Origin of the sequence: Rhodocista pekingensis, assembly GCF_042665545.1 — a bacterium.
In the GTDB taxonomy this organism is placed as follows: domain Bacteria; phylum Pseudomonadota; class Alphaproteobacteria; order Azospirillales; family Azospirillaceae; genus Rhodocista; species Rhodocista pekingensis.
In genome coordinates this window covers 683679-708904 of the sequence record NZ_JBHTCM010000004.1, presented here as the reverse complement: position 1 = coordinate 708904, position 25226 = coordinate 683679, and the positions used below count along the sequence as shown (strand labels likewise).

The 25226-nt window shown below is 70.2% G+C and carries 26 protein-coding genes; 18 read left to right on the top strand and 8 right to left on the bottom strand.

The features are described from left to right. Nucleotides 1-19: 19 nt before the first annotated feature. Nucleotides 20-820 carry a crotonase/enoyl-CoA hydratase family protein gene (locus ACFQPS_RS03955; RefSeq protein WP_377356604.1) on the bottom strand — a complete coding sequence of 267 codons (801 nt, stop codon included), beginning with the start codon at nt 818-820 and terminating at the stop codon, nt 20-22. A 350-nt stretch (nt 821-1170) separates the two neighbouring features. Here ACFQPS_RS03955 and ACFQPS_RS03950 point away from each other — a divergent pair, with 350 nt between their 5' ends. From ACFQPS_RS03950 to ACFQPS_RS03920, 7 genes are all read left to right on the top strand, one after another. Beyond that, complete coding sequence (locus ACFQPS_RS03950) at nt 1171-2553, top strand: aspartate aminotransferase family protein (protein WP_377356602.1); 1383 nt, start codon at nt 1171-1173, stop codon at nt 2551-2553. Nucleotides 2554-2855: 302 nt separating this feature from the next. Further along, nucleotides 2856-3953, top strand: coding sequence for a polyamine ABC transporter substrate-binding protein (locus tag ACFQPS_RS03945; RefSeq protein WP_377356601.1), 1098 nt, complete (start codon nt 2856-2858; stop codon nt 3951-3953). Between the two features lie 101 nt (nt 3954-4054). Further along, complete coding sequence (locus ACFQPS_RS03940; protein ID WP_377356600.1) at nt 4055-5221, top strand: ABC transporter ATP-binding protein; 1167 nt, start codon at nt 4055-4057, stop codon at nt 5219-5221. Between the two features lie 11 nt (nt 5222-5232). Then, a complete protein-coding gene (locus ACFQPS_RS03935; RefSeq protein WP_377356597.1) occupies nt 5233-6228 on the top strand; it encodes an ABC transporter permease subunit in 996 nt (331 codons plus the stop codon). A gap of 3 nt (nt 6229-6231) precedes the next feature. Further along, nucleotides 6232-7062, top strand: a complete 831-nt coding sequence (locus ACFQPS_RS03930; protein WP_377356595.1) for an ABC transporter permease subunit — start codon at nt 6232-6234, stop codon at nt 7060-7062. Between the two features lie 537 nt (nt 7063-7599). Further along, entirely contained in the window at nt 7600-8610 is a 1011-nt protein-coding gene (locus ACFQPS_RS03925) for an agmatine deiminase family protein (protein ID WP_377356593.1), read from the top strand. Nucleotides 8611-8676: 66 nt separating this feature from the next. Next, a complete protein-coding gene (locus ACFQPS_RS03920) occupies nt 8677-9087 on the top strand; it encodes a VOC family protein (RefSeq protein ID WP_377356592.1) in 411 nt (136 codons plus the stop codon). Here ACFQPS_RS03920 and ACFQPS_RS03915 read toward each other — a convergent pair. The 4 genes from ACFQPS_RS03915 to ACFQPS_RS03900 form a co-directional block, all read right to left on the bottom strand. Continuing rightward, a complete protein-coding gene (locus ACFQPS_RS03915) occupies nt 9074-9754 on the bottom strand; it encodes an MOSC domain-containing protein (RefSeq protein ID WP_377356591.1) in 681 nt (226 codons plus the stop codon). The genes ACFQPS_RS03920 and ACFQPS_RS03915 overlap by 14 nt on opposite strands. 52 nt (nt 9755-9806) lie before the next feature. Further along, nucleotides 9807-10442 (bottom strand): ATP-dependent Clp protease proteolytic subunit, encoded by a 636-nt coding sequence (locus ACFQPS_RS03910; RefSeq protein WP_417715161.1) that lies wholly within the window; start codon nt 10440-10442, stop codon nt 9807-9809. Nucleotides 10443-10517: 75 nt separating this feature from the next. Continuing rightward, nucleotides 10518-12011, bottom strand: coding sequence for an aldehyde dehydrogenase (locus ACFQPS_RS03905; RefSeq protein WP_377356589.1), 1494 nt, complete (start codon nt 12009-12011; stop codon nt 10518-10520). Nucleotides 12012-12125: 114 nt separating this feature from the next. Continuing rightward, the gene (locus ACFQPS_RS03900) at nt 12126-12923 is read right to left on the bottom strand and encodes a phosphodiesterase (RefSeq protein WP_377356588.1); all 798 of its coding nucleotides are present in this window, start codon (nt 12921-12923) and stop codon (nt 12126-12128) included. A gap of 76 nt (nt 12924-12999) precedes the next feature. On the opposite strand from ACFQPS_RS03900, the gene ACFQPS_RS03895 reads away from it, so the two are divergent. Beyond that, nucleotides 13000-13806: a creatininase family protein gene (locus tag ACFQPS_RS03895; RefSeq protein WP_377356586.1), complete on the top strand. Its 807-nt coding sequence runs from the start codon at nt 13000-13002 to the stop codon at nt 13804-13806. A 20-nt stretch (nt 13807-13826) separates the two neighbouring features. Here the strand turns inward: ACFQPS_RS03895 and ACFQPS_RS03890 are convergent, their stop codons facing one another. Together ACFQPS_RS03890 and ACFQPS_RS03885 are read right to left on the bottom strand one after the other, a co-directional pair. Then, on the bottom strand, nt 13827-14603 hold the full coding sequence (locus tag ACFQPS_RS03890; protein ID WP_377356584.1) for an SDR family oxidoreductase: 777 nt from the start codon (nt 14601-14603) through the stop codon (nt 13827-13829). Beyond that, nucleotides 14596-14955 carry a dihydroneopterin aldolase gene (locus ACFQPS_RS03885; protein ID WP_377356583.1) on the bottom strand — a complete coding sequence of 120 codons (360 nt, stop codon included), beginning with the start codon at nt 14953-14955 and terminating at the stop codon, nt 14596-14598. The genes ACFQPS_RS03890 and ACFQPS_RS03885 overlap by 8 nt, the downstream gene beginning before the upstream one ends. A gap of 189 nt (nt 14956-15144) precedes the next feature. Here ACFQPS_RS03885 and ACFQPS_RS03880 point away from each other — a divergent pair, with 189 nt between their 5' ends. Genes ACFQPS_RS03880 through ACFQPS_RS03870 form a run of 3 tightly spaced genes read left to right on the top strand, consistent with a single transcriptional unit; the run spans nt 15145 to nt 17740 of the window. After that, nucleotides 15145-16164 (top strand): ABC transporter substrate-binding protein, encoded by a 1020-nt coding sequence (locus ACFQPS_RS03880; protein WP_377356581.1) that lies wholly within the window; start codon nt 15145-15147, stop codon nt 16162-16164. Then, a complete protein-coding gene (locus ACFQPS_RS03875) occupies nt 16053-16952 on the top strand; it encodes an ABC transporter ATP-binding protein (protein ID WP_377356638.1) in 900 nt (299 codons plus the stop codon). The genes ACFQPS_RS03880 and ACFQPS_RS03875 overlap by 112 nt, the downstream gene beginning before the upstream one ends. After that, complete coding sequence (locus tag ACFQPS_RS03870; protein WP_377356580.1) at nt 16949-17740, top strand: ABC transporter permease; 792 nt, start codon at nt 16949-16951, stop codon at nt 17738-17740. The genes ACFQPS_RS03875 and ACFQPS_RS03870 overlap by 4 nt, the downstream gene beginning before the upstream one ends. A 15-nt stretch (nt 17741-17755) precedes the next feature. Here the strand turns inward: ACFQPS_RS03870 and ACFQPS_RS03865 are convergent, their stop codons facing one another. Beyond that, on the bottom strand, nt 17756-18271 hold the full coding sequence (locus ACFQPS_RS03865) for an adenine phosphoribosyltransferase (RefSeq protein ID WP_377356578.1): 516 nt from the start codon (nt 18269-18271) through the stop codon (nt 17756-17758). A 159-nt stretch (nt 18272-18430) separates the two neighbouring features. Here ACFQPS_RS03865 and ACFQPS_RS03860 point away from each other — a divergent pair, with 159 nt between their 5' ends. The 7 genes from ACFQPS_RS03860 (at nt 18431) to spbR (ending at nt 25220) form a co-directional block, all read left to right on the top strand. After that, entirely contained in the window at nt 18431-19585 is a 1155-nt protein-coding gene (locus tag ACFQPS_RS03860) for an MlaE family lipid ABC transporter permease subunit (protein WP_377356577.1), read from the top strand. Next, nucleotides 19545-20360, top strand: a complete 816-nt coding sequence (locus ACFQPS_RS03855; protein WP_377356575.1) for an ABC transporter ATP-binding protein — start codon at nt 19545-19547, stop codon at nt 20358-20360. Before ACFQPS_RS03860 ends, ACFQPS_RS03855 begins: the two co-directional genes overlap by 41 nt. 4 nt (nt 20361-20364) lie before the next feature. Beyond that, on the top strand, nt 20365-21327 hold the full coding sequence (locus tag ACFQPS_RS03850; protein ID WP_377356574.1) for an MlaD family protein: 963 nt from the start codon (nt 20365-20367) through the stop codon (nt 21325-21327). Continuing rightward, a complete protein-coding gene (locus tag ACFQPS_RS03845; protein ID WP_377356572.1) occupies nt 21324-22001 on the top strand; it encodes an ABC-type transport auxiliary lipoprotein family protein in 678 nt (225 codons plus the stop codon). Before ACFQPS_RS03850 ends, ACFQPS_RS03845 begins: the two co-directional genes overlap by 4 nt. Nucleotides 22002-22029: 28 nt before the next feature. Next, on the top strand, nt 22030-23067 hold the full coding sequence (locus tag ACFQPS_RS03840; protein WP_377356571.1) for a TAXI family TRAP transporter solute-binding subunit: 1038 nt from the start codon (nt 22030-22032) through the stop codon (nt 23065-23067). A gap of 184 nt (nt 23068-23251) precedes the next feature. Next, a complete protein-coding gene (locus ACFQPS_RS03835; protein WP_377356570.1) occupies nt 23252-23998 on the top strand; it encodes a DUF6969 family protein in 747 nt (248 codons plus the stop codon). Nucleotides 23999-24113: 115 nt separating this feature from the next. Next, nucleotides 24114-25220: a SpbR family protein gene (gene spbR, locus ACFQPS_RS03830; protein ID WP_377356568.1), complete on the top strand. Its 1107-nt coding sequence runs from the start codon at nt 24114-24116 to the stop codon at nt 25218-25220. Nucleotides 25221-25226: the final 6 nt, after the last annotated feature.

The window sequence follows — 25226 nt, the reverse complement described above, 5'->3', positions numbered from 1 at the left end:
CCCGCCCGTCCGCTTGAAGTCATTCCAAGCCTCCGCCCCGTCCGGAGCCGGCGGCGAAGCGGGCCGCCCCGCGGACGGCCTCGCCGGTCCTGAGAGTGGCGAGGCCGTGGGCGAACTCGTTGGCCATGGCCCGGTCATGGGGCAGGTCCCATTGCTCGCAGGCGCTCATCCGGTCCGAACGGAGGCAGGCCTGCGGGAAGGACGCGATCTGCCGGGCCAGGGCCTCGGCTTCGGACCGGGCTGTGCCGGCGGGCACGACGCGGTCGGCCAGCCCGATCGCCAGCGCCTCGGGCGCCGCAACCGGCCGGCCGGTGAGGATCAGGTCCAGGGCCCGCCCGTGCCCGACCAGCCGGGGCAGACGGACCGTGCCACCGTCGATCAGCGGCACGCCCCAGCGCCGGCAGAACACGCCGAACACCGCATCCTCGGCCGCCACCCGCAGGTCGCACCAGCAGGCCAGTTCCAGCCCCCCGGCGACGGCGTGCCCCTCCACCGCGGCGATGACCGGCTTGGACAGGCGCATGCGGGTCGGCCCCATGGGAGCGTCGGTGCGCAGCGGGGCGTGGCCCTCGTCGGCGCGCGGTGCGACCAGCGGGTTGCTGTCGCCGGCCGCGAACGCCTTCAGGTCCGCCCCGGCGCAGAAGCTGCCCCCCGCGCCCCAGAGAACGGCGACGTCCGCGCTTCCCTCTTTCTCGAAGGCAAGGAAGGCTGCCGCCAGCGCTGCGGCGGTGGCGCCGTCCACGGCATTCCGCACCGCCGGCCGGTCCAGGATGACCGTCATGACCGGCCCGCAGCGTTCCACCCTGACCGTGTCGTCCATGGGAGTTCCCCCGTCTCTGGTCCGCCGCGGAGCATAGGGCCGGCACGGGCGTCGGAGAACCGGAGCGACCGCCTTTGCCCAGGGCCGGCCGCTCTGCGGTCGCCCCTGAACGCCGGGGGAGCGCGCGGGGGTGGAAGCGTCCGCGCTCCTGACGTAGAACGGGAATGACGTCCGCCGGTCCCGGCCGGCATGCGGAAAGAGAGGGGAGGTCCGGTGCGCTATCTGGCCCGCACCCGCAAGGAAGAGCTGCTGCGGCTCTGCGCCCGGATCGGGTTCAATCCGCCGGTGCGCCCGGCCGCCCGCGCCCCCGCGATGCCGCCTTCCGCCTTTCCCAGCGATGGACGACTGCCATGGACACCCACAGCCCGCTCGGGCCCGATGCCCTGAAGGCCCTCGACGGCCGCCACCACCTGCATCCCTTCACCGACACCAAGGCTCTGGCCGCCGAAGGCGGCGCGCGCCTGATCGTCCGGGGCGAGGGGGTGTGGCTCACCGATGCCGCGGGCGAGCGCATCCTCGACGGCATGGCCGGGCTCTGGTGCGTGAATGTCGGCTACGGCCGCGCCGAACTGGCCGAGGCCGCGCACCGGCAGCTCCTGGACCTCAGCTTCTATCACGGCTTCTTCAAGACGACGACGGAGCCGGTGGCACGGCTGGCCGGCAAGCTGGCGGAACTGGCGCCGCCGGGCCTCTCCCGTGCCTTCTTCGCCAATTCGGGGTCGGAGGCGAACGACACCATCGTCCGCATGGTGCGCCACTACTGGAACCTGAAGGGTCGGCCCGGCAAGAAGGCCTTCATCAGCCGGACGCACGGCTATCACGGCACCACCATGGCCTCAACCTCGCTGGGCGGCATCGGGGTGATGCACGGGCAGGGCGACCTGCCGCTGCCGGGCTTCCACCATGTCATGCCGCCCTATGCCTTCGAGCTTGCCCAGGGCATGGACCCGGAGGCGTTCGGCCGGCTGGCGGCGCGCGCCGTGGAAGAGAAGATCCTGGAGCTGGGGCCGGAGAACGTGGCCGCCTTCATCGGCGAGCCGATCCAGGGGGCGGGCGGCGTCATCATCCCGCCCGACAGCTACTGGCCGGAGATCAACCGCATCTGCCGCGAGCACGACGTGCTGCTGATCGCCGACGAGGTGATCTGCGGCTTCGGTCGGCTGGGTCACTGGTTCGGCAGCCAGCGCTACGGCATCGAGCCCGACTTCATGACCCTGGCGAAGGGAATCACCTCGGGTTACCTGCCGCTCTCCGCCGTCATGGTCGGTGACCGCGTGGCGGAGACGCTGATCGAGGAGGGCGGGGAGTTCTACCACGGCTTCACCTATTCGGGTCATCCGGTCCCCTGTGCCGTGGCGCTGGCGAACATCGACCTGATCGAGCGGGAGAACCTTGTCGAGCGGGTCCGGACCGACATCGGCCCCTATCTGCGCCGCCGCTTCGAGGAGGCGCTGGAGGGCCACCCGCTGGTCGGGGAGATCCGCAGCCAGGGGCTGATCGGCGCCATCGAGATCGTCAAGGACCGGCGCACCCGCGAGCGCTGGCCGGGTGACGGCAAGGTGGGGCTGATGGCGCGCGACCACTGCTTCCGCAACAACGTCATCATGCGCGGCATCCGCGACAGTCTGGTGTTCGCGCCGCCGCTGACGCTCAGCCATGCGGAGGCGGACGAGATGGTGGCCCGCGCCAGGCTCTCGCTCGACCAGACGGCGCGCGACCTCGGCGCGCTCTGAGAGGACCTGTGCGCTCAGCCGCGCCGGGCAGGTGATTCGGGACGGGGGACCCGTCCGGGGCGGTCCGTCGGCGCGGGGCGGGCGTCCGTCCCCGGCCATGCCCGCCCGGGGCGGCCCGGCTCCGGGCGGATGGCGGCGGGGGCGGGGCAGCCACCCCGTCCCGTCCGGCGGGACGGCCGTCTTTCGTTGACATCGGAGAGGCCAATGGGTGCAATGCGATACAATCCGGGCAGAACCCGGACATCGGCGCGCCACAAAGACCGCGTAGCGTCGGCCTTCTCCCATCCCACAGGGGGTCTTCGATGAAGCTGAACAGGATTCTTGGCACCATGGGCGCCACTGTGGCGCTCCTCCTGGCCGGGACGGCCGTGGCCCAGAACAAGACGGTCAACATCTACAACTGGGCCGACTACATCGGCGAGACGACGCTTGAGGACTTCCAGAAGGAAACCGGCGTTGCGCCGAAGTACGACGTCTTCACCGACCTGGAGACGCTGGAAGCCAAGCTGCTGACGGGCAATTCCGGCTACGACGTGATCGTGCCGACGGCCGAGCCCACCCTGTCCAAGCTGATCCAGGCCGGCGCCGTTCAGAAGCTCGACAAGTCCAAGATCCCCAATCTCCAGAACCTGGACCCTGCGCTGATGGCGCTGGTCCAGCGCACCGACCCCGGCAACGAGTACGGCGTCATCTACCAGTGGGGCACCATCGGGATCGGCTTCGACGCGAAGAAGATCAAGGAAGTGGCACCCGATGTCCCGACCGACAGCTGGGACATGATCTTCAAGCCGGAGAACGCGGCGAAGCTGGCGAAGTGCGGCATCGTCGTGCTGGACAGCGCCACCGACGTGCTGCCGACTGTGTTCCACTATCTCGGCCTCGACCCGAACTCGGACAATTCCGCCGACCTCAAGAAGGTCGAGGCGACGATGCTGGCCATCCGCCCGCACCTCAAGGCGTTCGTTCCGTCGGTGATCGACCCGCTGGCCTCGGGTGATGCCTGCGTCGCCTTCGGCTATTCCGGCGACGTGTTCCAGTCCGCGGCCCGCGCCGAGGAGGCCGGTGCCGGCGTGACGATCGACTATGTCATCCCGAAGGAAGGCGCGCAGGTCTGGTTCGACATGATGGCGATCCCGGCGAACGCACCGAATCTGGAGGCGGCCCACAGCTGGATCAACTTCGTGTTGCAGCCCAAGATCATGGCCGGCATCAGCGACTTCGTCGCCTATGCCAACGCCGTTCCGGCCTCCTGGCCGTTGATGGACGAGTCCGTGGCGAAGAACCCCAAGGTGTTCCCGCCGGCCGACCTGATGGCGAAGATGTTCACGGCGAAGCAGGTGGGGGCGCGGGCGGACCGCGAGCGCACCCGGACCTGGACACGGATCAAGACCGGCCGCTGACAGACCAGCGGCAGACAGGTTGAGGGAGCGCCCTGGCAAAGCTCTGCCGGGGCGTTTCCGTTTGGCGTAACCTCGGTCGGGCAGCGGGAAGGGCACACCCGATGGCGATAGTGCAGGCGCAGAGCCGGACGCAGACGCAGTTGCAGCAGGAACCTTGGCGTGATCCCAAGGAGAAGCCCTATGTCCGCGTCGAGAAGGTGACCAAGAAGTTCGGCGACTTCGTCGCCGTGGACGATGTCTCTCTGTCCATCTACCGGGGCGAGTTCTTCTCGCTGCTGGGCGGATCGGGATCGGGCAAGACGACGCTGCTGCGCATGCTCGCCGGCTTCGAAACCCCGACCGAGGGCAAGATCTTCATCGACGGTGTGGACATGACCGGGGTGCCGCCCTACGAGCGCCCCGTGAACATGATGTTCCAGTCCTACGCCCTGTTCCCCCACATGACGGTGGAAGGCAACATCGCCTTCGGCCTGCATCAGGACCGGCTGCCGAAACCGGAGATCCGCGAGCGCGTGGCGGAGGCGCTGAACCTCGTGCAGCTCGGGCCGTTCGCCAAGCGCAAGCCGCACCAGCTCTCGGGCGGCCAGCGCCAGCGCGTGGCCCTGGCCCGCGCCCTGGTGAAGCGGCCCAAGCTGCTGCTGCTGGACGAGCCGCTGGGCGCGCTCGACAAGAAGCTGCGCGAGCAGACCCAGTTCGAGCTGGTGAACATCCAGGAGAAGGTCGGCATCACCTTCGTGGTCGTCACCCACGACCAGGAGGAGGCGATGACCATGTCCACCCGCATCGCCGTGATGAACCGGGGCTACATCGCCCAGGTCGGCACCCCGACCGAGATCTACGAGTATCCGCACACCCGCTTCGTCGCCGGCTTCATCGGATCGGTGAACATGTTCGAGGGCCGGGTGGTGGAGAACGAGCCCGACCACTGCCTCGTCCGGTCCGAGCAGTCGGGCTGCGATCTCTACATCAACCACCCCGCCTCCATCGGCGCCGGGACGGCCTGCTGGGTGGCGATCCGTCCGGAGAAGGTGGCCATCGCCAAGGAGCCGCCGCCCGACATGCTGCCGGGCCGCAACCAGACCACCGGCGTGGTGCGTGAGATCGCCTATCTGGGTGACGTCTCCATCTACGACGTGGAGCTGGACACCGGCGTGCGCGTGCGGGTGACGGCGCCGAACCTGACCCGACGCACCGAGATGCCCATCACCTGGGGTGACCGGGTGTATCTGAGCTGGCGGCCCTTCGCCGGCAGCGTCCTGACCGAATAGGGGGGGCGGCGATGGCGGACATGGCCGGATATACCGGCGCCACCGGCGGAGCGGCGGTGGCGCCGCCGCGGCGCGTGCATGTGAGCGACCTGCTGCGGCGCGTCGGCATCACGGGGAAGGGGGTGGTGACCGCCATCCCCTTCTTCTGGTTGCTGCTGTTCTTCCTCGTCCCGTTCCTGATCGTCTTCAAGATCGCCCTGTCGCAGACGACGGTCGGCATCCCGCCCTACACCCCGATGTTCGAGACGCTGGCGGAGGAGGGGCGGACGACGATCACCCTGATCTGGGACAATTTCCGGTTCCTGGTGTCCGACGACCTCTACGTCATCTCCTACCTGAACTCGCTCCGGATCGCCTTCGTCTCCACCCTGTTCTGCCTGCTGATCGGCTATCCCGTGGCCTATGCCCTGGCGAAGTCCGAGCCGCGCTGGCGCACGCCGCTGCTGATGATGGTGATCCTGCCGTTCTGGACCAGCTTCCTGATCCGGGTCTATGCCTGGATCATGCTGCTGCGCGACGACGGGCTGGTGACGGCGAACCTGAACGCCGTGCTGATGGCGCTGGGCATCATCGACCAGCCCTTGCAGATCCTCTATACGCCGACGGCGGCCTATATCGGCATCGTCTATTCCTACCTGCCCTTCATGATCCTGCCGCTCTACGCGACGCTGGAGAAGCTGGACAACACCCTGCTGGAGGCGGCGGCCGACCTGGGCTGCCCGCCCTGGAAGGCGTTCCTCACCATCACCCTGCCGCTGTCGGTGCCGGGCATCCTGGCGGGGTCGCTGCTGGTCTTCATTCCGGCGACGGGCGAGTTCGTGATCCCGGCCCTGCTGGGCGGGCCCGACACGCTGATGATCGGCAAGGTCCTGTGGGACGAGTTCTTCAACAGCCGTGACTGGCCGGTCGCCTCCGCGGTGGCGATCGCGCTGCTGGTTTTCCTCGTGGTGCCGATCATGTGGTTCCAGAGCATCCAGGGGCGCCAGCAGGAGCAGGAGGGGGCCTGAGCCATGCCGAAATCCTGGTTTCTGCGCGGTGCGCTGGCGGTCGGCCTGATCTTCCTCTACGGGCCGATCCTGCTGCTGATCGCCTATTCCTTCAACGACAACCGCCTGGTCACGGTCTGGAGCGGCTTCTCCTTCCGCTGGTACGGGGAGCTGATGCAGAACGCCCAGCTCCTGGAGGCGGCATGGCTGTCGCTCCGGATCGCCTTCATCACCGCCTGCGGGGCGGTGGTGCTGGGCACCATGGCGGGGCTGCTGATGGCCCGCTTCGGTCCGTTCCGCGGCCGCGCCCTGTTCGGCGGCATGATCTCCGCGCCCCTGGTGATGCCGGAGGTGATCATGGGCCTGTCGCTGCTGTTGCTGTTCGTCAGCCTGGAACAGTTGATCGGCTGGCCCGCGGGGCGTGGCACGACAACCATCGTGATCGCCCACATCACCTTCACCATGTCCTTCGTGGCCGTGGTCATCCAGTCGCGTCTGGTCAGCCTGGACGCCAGCCTGGAGGAGGCGGCGATGGACCTGGGCGCGCGTCCGGCCAAGGTGTTCTTCGTCATCACCCTGCCGATCATCGCGCCCTCGGTCGTGGCGGGCTGGCTGCTGGCCTTCACCCTCTCGCTCGACGATCTGGTGATCGCCAGCTTCGCCTCCGGCCCCGGCTCGACGACCCTGCCGATGGTGGTGTTCTCCAGCGTGCGTCTGGGCGTCAGCCCGCAGATCAACGCGCTTGCGACCATCGTGGTGGCGGTCGTGGCGGTGGGCATCGTCATCGCCGGCGTGATGAACGCCCGGGCCGAGCGGACCCGGCGGCGCGACGAGCAGATGGCGCAACAGGGCTGACCTTTTTCCTAGAACTGTCACATTGGCCGCCATCCGGGCTGCGACGGACCGTCGGGGGACGATCCGTCGCAGCCCCCAGCCATCGCGTCAGCGCATGGCTCGAACAGCAGATGCAAGCCAATCCGCCGTGTTATGCGACATTTTCGGCTGTCGTCATGCGTCTCGCGCATGACGGGGGCGGGCGTCGCCGGCTGGCATAAAATCCGCTGGGCAATTATATTACTGGCATCGTCAACTGCCATGGAGCGGTGCCATGAGGTACTTCCTGATGCTTCCCCTCTTCCGTCTCGGCAATTTGCTGCCGTATGCGGACACGCCTGCTGTGAAGGCCCAGCGCCGGGATTAGGGCGACACGGGTCAGATTCGTTTCGCAGTCACCATAACGACCATTGGCCGGTTGCCATTTCCGCGGGCCGGCAGGTTGTCATCAGAGCGCCCCGGCGATTACCTTCGCCGGGGCGTTCCGTTTTCCGGGCGTCGTGCCTTTATGATATGCGGTGGGCGTCAGCGCCCCGTTCCTAAGCCAAGGACATGACCATGCCCGTTCCTGCTTCGCTGGGCTTCCGCATGCCGGCCGAATGGTCACCGCACTCCCGCTGCTGGATGGCCTGGCCCGTGCGGGCGGAGACCTTTCCGAACGGCCTTGCCGCCGCCCGTCTGGCCTATGCGGAGGTGGCCAAGGCGATCGCGCAGTTCGAACCCGTGACCATGCTCTGTCCCGAGAGCGAGGTGGCGGAGGTCAGCCTGTCCTGCGGCAAGGGGGTGGAGGTGATGCCCCTGACCCTCTCCGACAGCTGGCTGCGCGACAACGGCCCCACCTTCCTGGTGAACGATGCCGGGCAGCAGGCCGGTGTCCACTGGGGCTTCAACGCCTGGGGCCGGAACTACGAGGAGTTCCAGCCCGACACCGAGGTCGCGGCCCGCATCCTGGACCGGCTGGGTCTGCCGCGCTTCGTGGCACCGCTGGTCATGGAGGGCGGCTCCTTCCATGTGGACGGGGAAGGCACCCTGCTGACGACGGAGGAGTGCCTGCTGAACCCCAACCGCAATCCCGGCCTCTCCAAGGCCGAGATCGAGGGACACCTGCGCGACTTCCTGGGCGTGCGGGAGATCCTCTGGCTGGAGCGGGGTTACGAGCAGGACGAAACCGACGGCCATATCGACGAGATCGCCTGCTTCGTCCGCCCCGGCGTCGTGCTGGCGCTGACGACGGACGACACGGCCGATCCGAACTACCCGATCTTCCGGGAGAACATCGAGCGCCTGAAGGCGTCGAAGGACGCCGCCGGCCGCACGCTGGAGGTGGTGACGATCCGCACGCCCGCGCGGAAGGAGCAGAACGGCGTGCGCCTGACCCTCTCCTACATCAATTTCTACCTGGCCAACGGCGGGGTGGTGATGCCGGCCTTCGAGGACCCGGAGGATGTCGAGGCGTTCCGCCTGTTCCGCCGGTTGTTCCCGGACCGGGAGGTGGTGCAGGTCCCGGCGCTGGACATCGTCCGCGGTGGCGGCGGCATCCACTGCATCACCCAGCAGCAGCCGGCCTGACGGGCCGGCCGGACCGGACAGCGCCACACCGGACAGCGCCGGGCCGGACAGCGAAGGAAGCAGGACATGGAATTCCATACGGGTCGGCTGATCGACCATGTGCATATCAAGGCGGGCGATCTCGAAGCCTCGCGGCGCTTCTACCGCGCCGTGGCGGAGGCGCTGGGGCTGCCGGTGACGCTGGAAGGCGAGGGCTATATCGGCCTGGACGAACTCTATGTCTCCGGCACGGCCGATGGGCCGCTGACGCAGGGCCTGCATCTGGCCTTCCAGGCCAGCGACCGGGAGACGGTGGAGCGCTTCCATGCCGCAGCCATCGCCGCCGGCGGACGGGACAACGGCGGCCCCGGCGAGCGCTCCTACCATCCCGGCTATTACGCCGCCTTCGTGCTCGATCCCGATGGCAACAACATCGAGGCGGTGTATCACGGGCCGTCGAACCGCTCCGCCGACAGCGTGGTGATCACCCCGGCCTGAGCGGGTCCGCTGCCGCGGCGGCTCCCCGACGGGGCGTCGCCACGGCGCGGCGCAGCGCCGCCTTCCAGCGCTCCGCCAGTCCGGGCAGCGCCAGCGCCGCCGTGACGTCCGCTGCGTCGGGCGGTTTCGCCGCGATCAGCCGGTTCAGGCGGCGGACGGTCCAGCCCTCGGGGCCGCGGTCCAGCAGGTCCAGCCGGTCGCCGGCGGCGACATGGCCGGGCTCCAGCACCTCCAGGAACCAGCCGGTCAGTCCCTCCCGCGTGGCCCAGCGGGTCAGGCGCGGCTCGCCCGACAGCACCGCCGGCCAGCGGCAGCGCACTACCGGCTGGGTCACCCGCAGCAGGGCCGTGCCGGCGCGCAGCACGTCGCCGATGCGGGCCTCGTCCTCGCCGTAGCCCTCGATGGTCAGGTTCTCGCCGAAGCAGGGGACGGGCAGGGGCGCGCCCCGCAGCTCGGCGAAGCGGGCGTAGCTTTCCAGGCAGAAGGCATGGACGGCGGTGTCGCCCAGATCGCGTGGGCGGTAGGCGCTGGCATCCCCCTCCAGCCCGTGGCGGTGGACGGCGACGGGGCCGGCGACGGGTCCCTTGGCGATGCCGGTCCGGGAGGGCCGGCCACGGGCGGACAGCCGCGGCACGACGGGGCCGACATTGACGCCGAGGATCAGCATGGGGCCTGGCCGGGGGCCGGAGGCGTGGTCGCGCCCGGCCCCCCGGTCATGCTCAGTCGAACTCCGCCTGGGTGGCGACGATGTGCGTCACGAGGCCGTACTCCTTGGCCTCCTCGGCGCTCATCCAGTAGTTCCGGTCGGTGTCCTGCTCCACCCGCTCCAGCGGCTGGCCGGTTTCCCGCGCGATGATGGCGTTGATCCGACGGCGCATCTTGATGATCTCCTGCGCCTCGATGGCGATGTCGCTGGCGCGGCCGCCGGCACCGCCCATCGGCTGGTGGATCAGGAAGCGCGTGTTGGGCAGGCAGTAGCGGTTCTCCCGGTGGGCGCCCAGGAAGATGTGTGCGCCGGCCGAGGCGACCCAGCCGGTGCCCAGGATCTTCACCCGCGGTTTGATGAAGCGGATGGTGTCGTGGATGCTGTCGCCGCTCTCCACATGCCCGCCGGGGGAGTTGATGACGATGTTGATGGGATCGTCGCTGATGGAGGCGTAGGCCAGGAGCTGGGCGACCGTATCCTGGGCCACCTTCTGGTTGATCTCGCCGAAGATCAGGACGGTGCGGCTCTTGAACAGGGCCTGCTGGATCGCCTGGAACGGACCGGGCAGGGTTTCGGCCTTCTTGTCCTTGTCGTTCTCCGGCTTTTCAGGCTGTTCTTCGTCGTCGAGGCGGAACGGGTTGACGAGCACGGTTCGCTCCCTGGCGTTACGGTGTTCCATGCAGTGACCTAGCGGGAATCGGGGGCGGGTTCAACCCGCAGTCCCTCACAGCTCGATCCAGACGCTCTTCAGGTCGGTGTACTTCTCCAGCGCGTGCAGGCTCTTGTCGCGGCCGAAGCCGGACTGCTTGAAGCCGCCGAAGGGGGTGGTGATGTCACCGGCGTCGAAGCAGTTGATCCAGACGCTGCCCGCCCGGATCGCCTTGGCGGCGCGCATGGCGGTGGAAAGGTCCTTCGTCCACACCGCCGCGGCCAGCCCGTAGATGGTGTCGTTGGCGATGCGGATGGCCTCCTCCGCGTCCTTGAAGGTGAGGGTGGAGAGCACGGGCCCGAAGATCTCCTCCCGCGCGATGGTCATGGCGCTGGAGACGCCGTCGAACACGGTGGGCTCGATGTAGAATCCGCCCGTCTCCGTCCGCGCGGCCCCGCCGCCCGTCTTCAGCACGGCGCCTTCGGCCTTGCCCTTCTCGATGTAGCCCAGCACGCGGCCGTGCTGGCGCTGGTCCACCATGGCGCCGGTGCGGCTGTTCCAGTCCAGCGGGTCGCCCGGCGCCCAGTCGCGGGCGTAAGCGACGACCTTCTCCAGGAACGCGTCCTTGATGCTCTCCTGCACCAGCAGGCGGGAGCCGGCGTTGCAGACCTCGCCCTGGTTGAAGAAGATGCCGCCGGCGGCGTTCTGCGCGGCGAGGTCCAGGTCGGCGGCGTCGGCCATGACGATGTGCGGGGTCTTGCCGCCGCACTCCAGGCTGACGCGCTTCATGTTCGACTGGCCGGAGTAGGTGAGGAAGTACTTCCCCACCTCGGTGGAGCCGGTGAAGGTCACCATGTCCACGTCCATGTGCAGGCCCAGCGCCCGCCCGGCCGTCTCTCCCAAGCCCGGCACGACGTTCAGCACGCCCGGCGGCAGCCCGGCCTCGATCGCCAGTTCGGCCAGCCGCAGCGCACTCATCGGCGACTGCTCGGCCGGTTTCAGCACCACGGAGTTGCCGGTCGCCAGCGCCGGCGCCAGCTTCCACACCGCCATCATCAGGGGGAAGTTCCACGGCACCACCGCCGCGATCACGCCCAGCGGCTCGCGCAGGATCAGCGACATGGACTCCGGCCCGCTGGGGCCGACCTGGTCGTACAGCTTGTCGATCGCCTCGCCGTAATAGGCGGCGCAGCGCGCGGACAGCGGCACGTCGATGGTCCGGCTGTCCCGGATCGGCTTGCCCATGTCCAGGGTCTCCAGGAGCGCCAGCTCGTCGGCGTTCTCCAGGATCAGCTCGGCCAGCTTCAGCAGCACCTTCTTGCGCTCGCGCGGGTGCCGGTCGCGCCAGACGCCGCTCTCGAACGCCTTGCGCGCGCTGGCGACGGCGCGGTCCACATCCTCCGTGTCGCCGGCCGCGACCCGGGCCAGCACCCGCCCGTCGCGCGGGGACAGGCACTCGAAGGTCTGCCCCGAGGCGGCGGGCACGAAGCGACCGTCGATGAAGATCTGGGTGCGGAAGCTCAGCCGTGCGGCGCGGTCCTGCCAGTCGATGGGGGTTGCGGCGTCCAACGTGTCCTCCCTGGGGTTCCGTGGCGTCTTGTTCACCGGTGTCGCGTCCCGCGGCGAGAGTGCGACGACCCGTCGCCGGCGGCAACCCCCTACCGTGGGGCAGCCGGGAAGCTCCTACCCGGGAAAGCGCGTCGGCGGGAAATCACCGATGAAACTCAGATGGGTGCGCAGGCCGTGCGCGTCGTCCCACAGGTGCAGGGCGACCGCCGGAGGCTCCCGTGTCCAGCGGGCCGGAGACTCCGGCTCCAGGTCCAGGGCGACCAGATGCGCCGTGGCGGGGCCGCAGAAACAGGGGATGCCACGCCAGTGGGCGGCGATCGGCCGGTGGATGTGGCCGCAGAGAAGGCCGGCCACGGTGCGGCCGCGCAGCAGGCCGGCCAGCGCGTCGGCGCCGACGCAGTTCATGCGGTCCATGTGGCCGATGCCGCTCACGAAGGGCGGGTGGTGCATCAGCACCAGCAGCGGCCGTTCATGGGGGGCCTCGGCCAGCCGGTCCGCGATCCAGGCCAGCCGCGGTGCGTCCAGCATGCCTTCCGGCCGGCCGGGAACGACGGTGTCCAGCGCCAGGATGCGCAGCGGCCCGGTGTCCACCATCCGATGCAGGTACGGCCCTTCGGGCAGCCCCGGGTCCAGCGGGCGCAGGGCCGTGCGCAGGTCGTCGCGGTCGTCGTGGTTGCCGGGAATGATCAGGAGCGGCAGGCCCAGCCCGGCCAGCAGCTCCGCCGCCATCGCATACTCTCCCGGCTGCGGCCCGTTGACGACATCGCCGGTCACCACGACCAGATCCGGCCGGCGGGGCAGGGCGGCGACATGGGCCACGGCGCGGGCCAGGGCATCGTTCGTATCCACCTGCCCGAACGCCTGGGCGCCGCGGGCGGTGACGTGCAGGTCCGTCAACTGGGCGATCAGCATGGCCGCGGCCCTCCCTGTGCGACTATCCTCGTCCTGGGCAGAGAGATGGGGCCTGCGGAGAAGGATGGGGAGTGTGATGGTTCTGCGCACCCGCTTCTGGGACGAACTGACGACGGAGGAGTTCCGCGCCCTGCCGCCCGGTACGGTCGCCATCCTGCCCGTGGCGGCGACGGAGCAGCACGGGCCGCACCTGCCGCTCGCCACCGATGCCGTGATCAACCGCGGCATCCTGGAGCGGGCGCTCACCCTGCTGCCGCCGGCCCTGCCGGCCCTGGCCCTGCCGGCCCAGGCGGTCGGCCACTCGCCGGAGCATACGGGCTTCCCCGGCACCCTCACCCTGCGGGCGGAGACGGCGCGGACCGCCTGGACGGAGCTGGCGGAAGGCGTGCAGGCCGCCGGGGTGCGCCGGCTGGTGCTGTTCAACAGCCATGGCGGCAACCCGCCGCTGCTGGACCTGATGGCGGTGGACCTGCGGGTGCGGCTGGGGCTGCTGGTGGTGCCCGCCTCCTGGACGCGCTTCGGTTACCCACCCGGCCTGTTCCCGCCGGAGGAGCTGGAGTTCGGCATCCATGGCGGGGCGGTGGAGACGAGCCTGATGCTGCATCTCCGCCCGGACCTCGTGCGGCGCGACCGCATCGCCGACTTCCCCAGCGCGGCCCGCGCCGTGGCGGCGGGGAACCGCGTCCTGCGCAGCCATGGCCGCATCGGCACGGGCTGGATGACCGCCGACCTGAACCCCGCGGGTGCCGTCGGCGACGCCCGGCTGGCGACGGCGGAGGCCGGACGGGCCCTGCTGGAGCACGCGGCCGCCGCCCTGGCGACCCTGGTCGGGGAGGTCCACCGCCTGCCGCTGCCCTGGGACGGGGCGGGGCCAGGCGGCTGATCCGTCCCGGCCGGAATCCCTCAGTCGAACCCGACATCGCGGGTGCGCTGCTGGAAGCGCATCCCGGCGTCCACATAGACCGTCTGCCCGGTGACGGAGGGCGTGCGCAGCAGGAAGACCGCCGCCGCCGCGATCTCCGCCGGGTCGGGCCCGTGCCCCAGCGGCGTGCGGCCGTGCAGGCGCTCGAATTCCGCCTGGCTCTGCCCCGGTGCGGGCAGGGTGTAGCCCGGCGCCACGGCGTTGACCCGCAGCCGCGGCGCCTCCGACCGGGCCAGCGTCTCCGTCGCCCCCATCAGGGCGTACTTGCTCAGCGTGTAGGAGAAATGGTCGCCGTAGGGGGCCGCCAGCTTCTGGTCCAGCAGGTTGACCACGGCCCCCTGCACGCCCGCGGGCAACTGGCGCAGCAGGCCCTGGATCAGCAGGCAGGGCGCCAGCGCGTTCGGCAGCAGGTGGTGCAGGAAGCTCTCCGCCGTCAGGGTGCCGATCCCGTCCCACTCGAAGACGGAAGCGCTGTTGACGACCGCGGTCAGCGGCCGGCCGGCCGCCCTGGCCGCCGCCTCCACCAGCCCGGCCGCGGCGTCCGGGTCCGCCAGGTCGCCGGTCACGGTGGCGGCCTCCACGCCGCGGGTCCGCAGGTCGCCGGCGAGGTCTGTCGCCTCCCCGGCGGACGCGCGATGGTGGATCACCACGCCCCAGCCTTCCGCGGCGCAGGCCTCCACGATGGCGCGGCCCAACCGCTTCGCCCCGCCGGTGACAAGGACCAGGGGCTGCGGCGCGGGGGACAGGGACTCAGGCATGGTCGCGCTCCAGGCTCAGTTCGACGGTCGCGGCGGGGCCGCCGCCCTCCCGCCCGGAGAGGGCGACGCGCACGTTGCGGATGCGCTCGTCCTCGGCGAAGACGAAGCGGGCGACCGCCCGCGCCGCCGCCTCCGGGCTCGGGAACGGCCCCTGTTCGTCCAGTCGCTCCAGGATGAAGCGGACGATCCGGCTGTAGTCCACGGTGCGGTCGATGTCGGCCGTGTCGCCGGCGAACGGGCCGGGAATCGCCGCCTCCAGCCAGACGCTGACCAGGACGGGGACGGCGGTCTCCGCCGGGGCGAGGCGCAGGCGGGTGGCGACGCCGTTGACGAGGATGCGCAGGTGCGACATGGACGGAAACCTATGACGGCCGGGATCGGGACAGGGTGCCGCGCGGCAGCATAGCGGCGCCCGCGGCGGGCGGATATCCTCCACCCCGCTTGGCAACCGCCGTCGGCGCCCTATCCTTCCGGCCGGGTTCCAGGCGGGCCGGCGGGGCAGGCGGACGGGATGGCCGCACGACAGGCGGGGGAGGATGGCATGCGTTTCGGGCCGGGTCTGCGGCTGTTCCGACCGGGGCGGTTCCTTGCCTGCATCCTTGCTCTGGTCGCGCTCTGCGGGCCGGTGCGGGCGGCGGAGACGCTGACCTTCATGACCGACTGGGTGGCGCAGGCCGAACATGGCGGCTTCTACCAGGCGCTCGCCACCGGGATCTATGCCCGCCACGGGCTGGAGGTGAAGCTCCGCCCCGGCGGGCCGGGCATGGATTCGCAGCGGCTGCTGGCTGCCGGGGCGATCGACGCGGCCATGGGCTCCTCGGGCTTCTTCCCGCTGAACATGGTTCAGGCGGGGGCGCCGGTCGTCGCCGTGGCAGCCCTGTTCCAGAAGGACCCGACGATCCTGATGACGCATCCGCGCGACGACGTGCGGACGCTGGCGGACATGAAGGGCAAGCCGATCCATATCGGCGATCCCTCGGTCAACACGATCTGGCGCTGGCTGAAGTCCCGTTACGGGTTCGAGGACCGGCAGATCCGCAAATACACCTTCAACATCGCCCCCTTCCTGGTCGATCCGACGGCGATCCAGCAGGGCTACCTGACCAGCGAGCCGTTTACCGCCGCCAAGGCGGGGGTGACGCCCCGGGTCTTCCTGCTGGCGGACAACGGCTTCCTCAGCTACTCGGCCATGATCATGGTCCGCCGCGAGCTTCTGGAGCGGAAGCCGGAGGTGGTGCAGGCCTTCGTCGATGCCAGCATCGAGGGCTGGTACAGCTATCTCAACGGCGACCCGGCACCGGCCAACGCCCTGATCAAGAGGGACAATCCGGAGATGGACGACGACACCATCGCCTATGCCCGTGCCCGCATGCTGGACTACGGCATCGTGGACAGCGGCGACGCGGCGACCCTCGGCGTCGGCGCCATGACGGAGGCCCGGTGGGAGGCATTCACGGCGGAGATGAAGCGGCTGGGCCTCTATCCCGCGGACCTGGACTGGCGGCAGGGCGTGGACCTGCGCTTCGTGAACAAGGGGCACGGCCGGGGGGAACGGCCCTGAGCCCGGAACCGCTGCTCCGGATCGAGGGGCTGGGCCTCCGTTATGCCCCTGGCGGCAGCGCCGGGACGCAGGCCCTGGCCGGTGTCGGTCTCACCGTCGGACGGGGTGAGTTCGTCAGCCTGCTCGGCCCGTCCGGCTGCGGCAAGAGCACCCTGCTGCGCCTGATCGCCGGCCTGCTGACGCCCACCGCGGGAGGTGTCCACTGGTCCGCGACGCCGGGGCCCGGCGACATCGGCTTCGTCTTCCAGGAGCCGACGCTGATGCCCTGGGCGACGGTCGCCGACAATGTGCGCCTGCCGCTGGACCTTGCCGGCGTGGCGAAGGCGGAAGCGCGGGAGCGCGCGGCGGAACAGCTTGCCCGCGTCGGGCTCGCGGACGTCGCCGCGGCCTTCCCGCGGGAGCTGTCGGGCGGCATGCGGATGCGGGCGGCGCTGGCGCGGGCGCTGGTGACGGGGCCGCGCGTGCTGCTGCTGGACGAGCCCTTCGCGGCGCTCGACGAGATCACGCGCTTCCGCCTGAACGACGAGCTGCTGGCACTCTGGCAGGAAACCGGCGTCACCGCGCTGTTCGTGACGCACAGCGTCTTCGAGGCGGTCTACCTCTCCACCCGGATCGCCGTGATGTCGCCCCGGCCCGGCCGCATCGTGGCGGAGATGCCGGTGGCGCTTCCCCGGCCGCGCCGGCCGGCGCTGCGGACGGAGGCCGGATTCGGCACCCTGTGCCGGGAGGCGTCGGCCCTGCTGGCGGCAGCCATGGGCGAGGACGCCGGCGGGGGAGGGATGCCGTGACCGGACCCCTGCGCCGCCTGCTGCCGGCCCTGCTGGGGCTGGCCGTGCTCGCCGTCTGGGAAGGGGCGGTGCGCGCCGCCGCGGTGCCGGTCTTCGTGCTGCCGCCGCCGTCGCTGATCCTCCAGGCGCTGGTGGCCGATGCCGGTGTCCTGCTGCCGTCGCTCCGGGTGACCTTCCTGATCACCGTCCAGGCCTTCGCGCTGGCTGTCGTCAGCGGCGTGGCGCTGGCCGTGCTGTTCAGCCGGTCGCGGCTGCTGGCGGCGGCGCTCTATCCCTATGCCGTCATCCTCCAGGTCACGCCGGTCGTCGCCATCGCTCCGCTGGTGGTGATCTGGGTCGGCTATGAGCGGGTGGACCTCGCCCTGCTGATCCTGGCCTGGATCGTGGCCTTCTTCCCGATCCTCTCGAACGCCACGCTCGGCCTGTCGTCGGTGGACCCGAACCTGCGCGACCTGTTCCGCCTGCATGGGGCCAGCCGCTGGCAGGCGCTGTGGCGGCTCCAGTTCCCCTCGGCGCTGCCCTACATCCTGGCGGGGATGAAGGTGTCGGGCGGGCTGGCTCTGATCGGGGCCGTGGTGGCGGAATTCGTGGCCGGTTCCGGCACCGCCTCGGGGCTCGCCTGGCGGATCGTCGAGTCGGGCAACCGGCTCGCCATCCCGCGACTGTTCGCCGCGCTGCTGCTGCTGTCGCTGCTGGGGATCGCGATCTTCGCCGCGCTGTCGTGGCTCCAGCGCCGGTTGCTCCGGCGCTGGCACGAGAGCGAGCTGGGGCCGGCCCGGGACGGGTAGACCCCGGTCCGCCGGTCAGGATTCGTAGCTGACCAGGACCTCGGCCGGCACGTCCAGCCGGTCCCGGCCGTTCAGGAAAGCCAGTTCCAGGATGAAGGCCGCGGCCGTCACGTCGGCGCCGACGCTGCGCAGCAGGTGGATCGCCGCCGCCATGGTGCCGCCGGTCGCCAGCAGGTCGTCCAGCACGACGACGCGCTGGCCGGGGGTGATGGCATCGGCCTGAATCTCGACCGTGTCGGTGCCGTATTCCAGGTCGTAGGTGTAGCGGATCGTCTGGCCGGGCAGCTTGCCCTTCTTGCGCACCATGGCGAAGCCGCAGCCCAGCGCCAGCGCCAGCGGCGCCGCGACCAGGAAGCCGCGCGACTCGATGCCCACCAGCAGGTCCGGCTTGTGCGGGGCGACCGCCTCGGCCAGCGTCTCCACGGTCGCCTTCCAGGCCTCGGCATGGGCGAGCAGGGTCGAAATATCGTAGAAGAGGATACCGGGCTTGGGGAAGTCCGGCACGGTGCGGATGTGGGAACGGATGTCCATGGCTGACCCTTTCGCGGACCGGGGCCGCCGGCTGTTCCGGCCGTCCCGTCGGGTCCGGCCGCCCGGAACCCGTTGACCGGCCGGTGTTGACCGGCCGGGGCGGTTCCTGTCAAGTGGGCAGGCCGCCTCGGAAGGGCGCACCCCGGCGCGGAGTGAGGCATGCGGGCAGGAGCTGAAGCGACGACGGACCCCGGCTGGATCAGTACGGCCTGGGAGGAGGACCAGTGGGTCCTGGCGGCGGGTGGCCGCTGGGACCTGTCGGCCGTGCCGCGCCTGGACCAGCGGCTGCGCACGGCGGGACCGGACCGGCCCGCGTCCCCCGTCTGCATCGACCTGAGCGGTCTGGTCGCGCTGGACACCGCCGGCGCGCTGCTGATCGACCGGCTGGCGGAGCGGCTGCGCGCCGAGGGCCATACCGTCGCCATCGTCGGCGCCCGGCCCGATCTCTGCGCCCTGCTGCGCGAGGTGCGCCGCGCCTCCCGGACGGACGCGCCCGCGCTCCCGCGCCACCAGCCGATGCACGACCTGCTGGAGCGGGTCGGCCGGGCGACCGTGGAGGCGGGGCAGGATGCCGCGCAGCTCCTCGGCTTCCTGGGCATGGTCACCATCACGGCCCTGCGGCTGGTGCGCCAGCCGCGCCGGTTCCGGCTGACCCCCTTCGTCTTCCATCTGGAGCAGGTCGGCCTGAACGCCCTGCCCATCGTCGGCCTGCTGTCCTTCCTGATCGGCATCGTCCTGGCCTACCAGGGCGCCGACCAGCTCCGTCTGTTCGGGGCGGAGATCTTCGTCGTCAACCTGCTGGGCATCGGCGTCCTGCGCGAGATCGGCATCCTGATGACGTCGATCATCGTCGCCGGCCGCTCCGGGTCCGCCTTCACGGCGCAGATCGGCACCATGAAGGTGAACCAGGAGGTGGACGCCATGCGCACGCTGGGCCTGGACCCGGTGGAGCTGCTGGTCCTGCCACGGCTGCTGGCGCTGATGGTCGCACTGCCGCTGCTGGGCTTCTACGCCAACGTGGTGGCGCTGTTCGGCGGCGCCGTGATGGCCTACAGCTATCTCGACATCACCTTCGGGCAGTTCCTCAAGCAGCTCCAGCTCGCGGTCAACGAAACCACCCTGTTCGTCGGTCTGGTCAAGGCGCCGGTGTTCGCCATCGTCATCGCCCTGGTCGGCTGCTACGAGGGGCTGCGCGTGACCGGCAGCGCCCAGAGTGTGGGCCAGCTCACCACCCGCTCGGTCGTCGTCTCCATCTTCCTCGTGATCGTCCTCGATGCACTCTTCTCCATCCTCTTCTCCTACCTCGGCATCTGAGCCGGGCGGCGGCCGCGAGGCGGTGATCCGCGTGCGCGGCCTGCGCACGCAGTTCGGCGCCCAGGTGGTGCATGCCGGGGTGGATCTGGACGTCTACCGGGGTGAGGTGCTGGGGCTGGTCGGCGGTTCCGGCACGGGCAAGTCCGTGCTGCTGCGGGAGATCATCGGGCTGATCCGACCGAGCGGCGGTCGCATCGAGGTGTTCGGGCAGGACACCGCCGGCCTGGACGCGGACTCGGTGCGCCGGATGCAGTCCCGCTGGGGCGTGCTGTTCCAGGACGGGGCGCTGTTCAGCTCCCTGACGGTGCTGGAGAACATCATGGTCCCGCTGAAGGAGCATGCCGCCCTTCCGCCGGGTATGATGGAGCAGATCGCGCGGGTGAAGGTGTCCATGGTCGGGCTGCCGGCCGATGCCGGCGCCAAGTACCCCTCGCAGCTCTCCGGCGGCATGCGTAAGCGCGCGGGTCTCGCCCGCGCCCTGGCGCTAGACCCGGAGATCCTGTTCCTGGACGAGCCCACCGCGGGGCTGGACCCGATCGGTGCCGCCGCGTTCGACGAACTGATCGGCAACCTGAAGCGCAGCCTGGGGCTGACCGTCTTCATGGTGACCCACGACCTCGACAGCCTCTACGCGATCTGCGACCGTATCGCCGTCCTGATCGACAAGCGCCTGATTGTCGGCACCACAGAAACCCTGGTGCAGGAAGAGCATCCCTGGATCCGCGACTATTTCCATGGTCCGCGGGGCCGCGCTGCGCGTGCGGCGAAGGAGTGAGCGGATGGAGAACAAGGCCAGCTACACCATCGTCGGTGCCTTCGTGCTCGCGCTTGTCGCGGGGTTGTTCGTCTTCGTCGTCTGGCTGGCGAAGGTCCAGCTCGAAGGAGCGACGACGCCGTACCGCATCTACTTCACCGGCACGGTGACGGGACTGGTCGAAGGCAGCCCGGTCCGTTACCGCGGCGTCGCCGTCGGCACGGTGACGGACATCCGCATCGATCCCGACAACGTGGAGCGGGTGCAGGTGATGGTGGAGGTGCCGGAGGACACGCCGATCAAGACCGACGCCCTCGCCTCGCTGGAGCCGGTCGGCGTCACCGGCGGGGTCTATGTCGAGATCGCCGGCGGGTCCCGCGACGCACCGCTGCTGGAGTCGCCGGACGGGGACATCCCGGTCATCCCGTCGCGCCCCAGCTCCATCGCGGAGGTGCTGGCGCAGGCGCCGCAGCTCCTGGGCAACCTGATCGCCATTTCGGAGAAGGTCTCCACCCTGCTGAACGACGAGAACCAGAAGGCCTTCGCCGCCATCCTGGGCAATCTCGCGGCGGCAAGCGACGGCGCCAACACGACCATGCGGAACGCCGACCAGCTCGTCGGTGAGCTGCGCACCGAGGTGAAGGCCGTCAGCCGGCAGGCGAACCAGCTCCTGGGCAACGCCAACAAGGTGGTCGCCGGGGTCGGGGCGGACGTGCAGACGGTCGCGGCCGAGCTTGCCAAGACCTCCCGTGACCTGACCCGGCTGACCTCGTCGCTGGCGACGACGGCGGAGGAGATCCGGCATATGGTGCATGAGAACCGTGAGCCGATCCGCGATTTCACGAACTCGACGCTCTATGAGTTCGGCGCCCTGACGATCCAGCTCCAGGATCTGGCGGCGAACCTGTCTCGGGTGACCGGCCGGCTGGAGCGTGATCCGTCGCAACTGATCTTCGGGACCGGCCGCACAGGCGTGGAGGTGAAATGACGTTCGATCCCAACCGTCGGCGGCTGCTGGGACTGACCGCGACCCTGCCGCTGCTGGGGGGCTGCACCGTGGCGGACGTTCTGACGCCGCCGCCGCCGCCGCGGCTCTACGTGCTGTCCCCGGCGAAGGAGTTCACGGCCGGCCTGCCGCGGGTGGACTGGCAGCTCCTGGTGGAGACGCCGCTGGCGAACACCGGCATCGATACCGCCCGCATCGCGCTCGGCGAGACGCAGAGCCGTCTCACCTACTTCGCCGGTGCCAACTGGGTCGATCGGGCACCGTCGATGGCGCAGCTCCTGCTGATCGAATCCTTCGAGAACAGCAACCGGATCGTCGCCGTCGGCCGCGAGGCCACCGGCCTGCGTGCCGACTTCATCCTGAAGACGGATCTGCGCGACTTTCAGGCCGAATACAATGGCGGCACCCCTGGGGAGAGCCGTCCCGTCGGTCGTGTGCGCATGACGGCGAAGCTGGTGCGGATGCCGCGCCGGATCATCATCGCCAGCGAATCCTTCGCGGCCCAGGTGCCCGCCAAGGGCGCTGCCTTCACGGACATGATCGAGGCCATGGACGGGGCGCTGGAGGCTGTCATGCGCCGGATGGTCGAATGGACGATCCGCCAGGGCCACGCGAACGTCGAGGCCGATCCGATCCCGGCCGCCCTCGATCGCTGATTCCTCTCCGCAACGACCGGTTCATCCCGTGACGATCCCCCGACGCTCGCTGCTCGGCGCCGCGCTTGCGGTTCCCGCCCTCCTGGCCCCGTCGGTCGCTGCCGCCGCCCGGAACACGGCAGCACAGACCGCCGCCACCCAGCCGGCCATGGCGCCGCCGGCGGCCAAGCCAGCCCCCCGGGATCTGGTGCTGGGCACGGGAGCCGTCACCGGCCTCTACCTGCCGGTGGGGGCTGCGCTGTGCAGCCTCGCCAACCGCGACGGCCGGGTGCGCTGCCTCGTGGAGGCGACGGAGGGATCGGTCTTCAACCTCAACGCCCTGCGGGCGGGGGAGATCGACCTCGCCATCGCCCAGTCGGACTGGGTGCGGCAGGCCTTCACGGGGGAGGGGCGGTTCGCCGCCGCCGGTCCCTTCGCCGACCTGCGGACCGTGCTGACGCTGCATGCCGAGACGCTGGCGATCCTGGCCACGCCGGATTCGGGCATCGCCGGTTTCGCCGACCTCAAGGGGCGGACGGTCAATGCCGGCCCGGCCGGATCGGCCGTCCGCACCCTGTTCGAGACGGTGGCCCGGCGCTTCGGCTGGACCGACGCCGACCTCGCCGGCCTGTCCGATCTGCCGCCCGACCGGCAGGGAGAATCTCTGTGCGACGGCCGGGCCGAGGCTGTCGTCTTCGCCGCGGGCCATCCCAACGGTGCCGTCATGCAGGCGGTGACAGGATGCAGCGGCGTCTTCGTGCCCATCGAGGGCGCGCCCGTCGAGGCGCTCGTCGCCGAGCGCTCGGACCTCGTGAAGGCGGTGATCCCGGGCGGGCTCTATCCCGGTGCCGACGAGGACGTGCCCTCCGTCGGCGTGGCGGCGATGCTGGTGACCGCGGCCGCGGCGGACGAGGGGGTCATCCACGACCTGACCCGCAGCATTCTGGACCGGGCGGAGGATCTGGGGGGCCTGCATCCGGCGCTGCGCGCGGTCGGCCGCGACACCCTGGCCGGACCCGTGGCGGTGGCGCCGCGCCACCCCGGGGCGGAGCGTGCCCTGACGGAGGCCGGGCTGGCCTCGCCCTGATGCCCGCAAGCACCACACACCAGCCCCCCTGGGATGCGGCCATTGCGGCGCCCATCTGACCGATCGGTGCCCGAAGGGTGCTTCCCACGGGTCTTGACCACAACTAGAGTAGGGGTGGCGGCGTTTTGCTGCGGCCGTCCTGCGTGGCTGCCACGGGGGCGGTGACCTCTCCGCGAAGGGTGTCATGGGCGATCTGGACCTGCTGACCCAGGATGAGCTGGAGGCCCTGACCGAGGCCGCGCGGGAGGTCGCACTCTGCGCCCGTGTCCTGGCGAAGACGGGCGACAACGTCATCTCCGAGGTGCTGCGCGGGGCCGGTCCGTTCTACGAGTGGCGCCACTACCCGCCCAGCGACGTCTATGACAGCGAGTACCACGCCCAGTTCTACTATCACGCCCATCCCCCGGAGGAGCGGGTGGAGGGTGAGCACGGCCATTTCCACACCTTCCTGCGCCCGTTGGGCATGCCCGAGGGGATCAGGCCCGTCGTCCTGCCGGACCTGGAACCGGACGAGGACGGCAACGATGCCCTGGCCCATCTGGTCGGCATCTCCATGGACAGGTCGGGCCGGCCGATCCGCCTGTTCACGACGAACCGCTGGGTGACGGGGGAGACCTGGTACCGGGCAGAAGACGTGGTCCGCATGCTCGACGGCTTCGTCGTGGACCATGCCCGGCCGAGCTGGCCGCTGAACCGCTGGATCACGGCCCTGGTGCGTTTCTACCGGCCACGGATCGCCACGCTGCTGATACAGCGCGACGCGGCGGTCGCGCTCTGGCAGGCGGAGCACCCCGACAGCTATGTCTACGACGACCGGGGGCTGGAGGTCCCGTCGGAGACGGCGGTCGATCTCGACGCCGACATGGCGGCGGTGGAAGCGGCCATGCGCCGGATGCGGCGTGGCCTGCGTCAGGCGGGCGGCAGGCGCTGAGTCCCTGCTGTAAATTGCCTTCGCAAACCGGCCCGTCCTGCTTTAAAACTATCCGATGGTCCGCCTCCTTTGCGGGCAGGGCTTCCCCGTGTCACGGCAGGATGACAGCGCCCCCATGTCCGATACCCTGAGCCAACAGGACGTTCTGCGGCTGTTGCAGGACCCGTCCCCGCAGACCCGGGCGGACATGGCCGGGAAAGTCGCGGGCCAGTTCTCCGGCAAGCACCTCTCGGCCTCCGAGCGCGTGCTGGCGGAGGACATCGTCCGCATCATGGCCAAGGACGTGGCCGTGCGGGTCCGCTCCGCCCTGGCGGACAGCCTCAAGACCAGCACCTCGATCCCGCGCGACGTGGCCCTGAGCCTTGCCCGCGACGTGGAGGAGGTGGCGCTGCCCTTCATCGAGGTGTCGGCGCTGTTGAGCGAAGCCGACCTGATGGAGATCGTCCTTACCGGGTCGGAGCAGAAGCAGACGGCCGTCGCCAAGCGTCCCGACGTGACCGAGAAGGTCGCCGACGTTCTGGTGGACAAAGGCGCGGAACAGGCGGTCGCGGCGCTGATGGCGAACGAAGAGGCGGCGGTGACGCCGACCGCCATGGATCGCGTGCTCGACCGTTTCCCCGGCAGCGAGACCGTGCAGGGCCCGCTGATCAACCGCAGCAAACTGCCGGTGACCGTGGCCGAGCGGCTGGTCACCATGGTTTCCGAGCAGCTCCGCCAGCAGCTCGCTGCCCGCCATGACCTGCCGGCCGATTTCGCCGCCGACATCATCCTGCAAAGCCGCGAGCGTGCGACCTACGCCCTGGTGGGCGAGGCGGGGGAGGATGAGCTGGAGCGGCTGGTGGACCAGCTCGCCCGTGGCGGCCGGCTGACCCCGTCGCTGCTGCTGCGCGCCCTCTGCGTGGGCGATCTGCCGTTCTTCGAGGTCGCCATGGGCCGGCTGGCTGGAGTTCCGGCCGCCAACGCCCGGCTGCTGATCCACGATGCCGGCCGCCTGGGTCTCCGCTCGCTGTGCGAGAAGGCCTCCCTTCCGGGCAATCTCTATCCGGCCGTCCGCGTCGCCGTGGACGTGGCGCGGGAGACCGAGTTCGACGGCGGCGAGCAGGATCTGGAGCGGCACCGCCGCCGCATGCTGGAGCGCATCCTCACCCAGTTCGAGGAGATGGCCAGCGAGGACCTGAACTACCTGCTGCGCAAGCTGTCCGACCTCAACGTCGCCGCCTGACGCCGC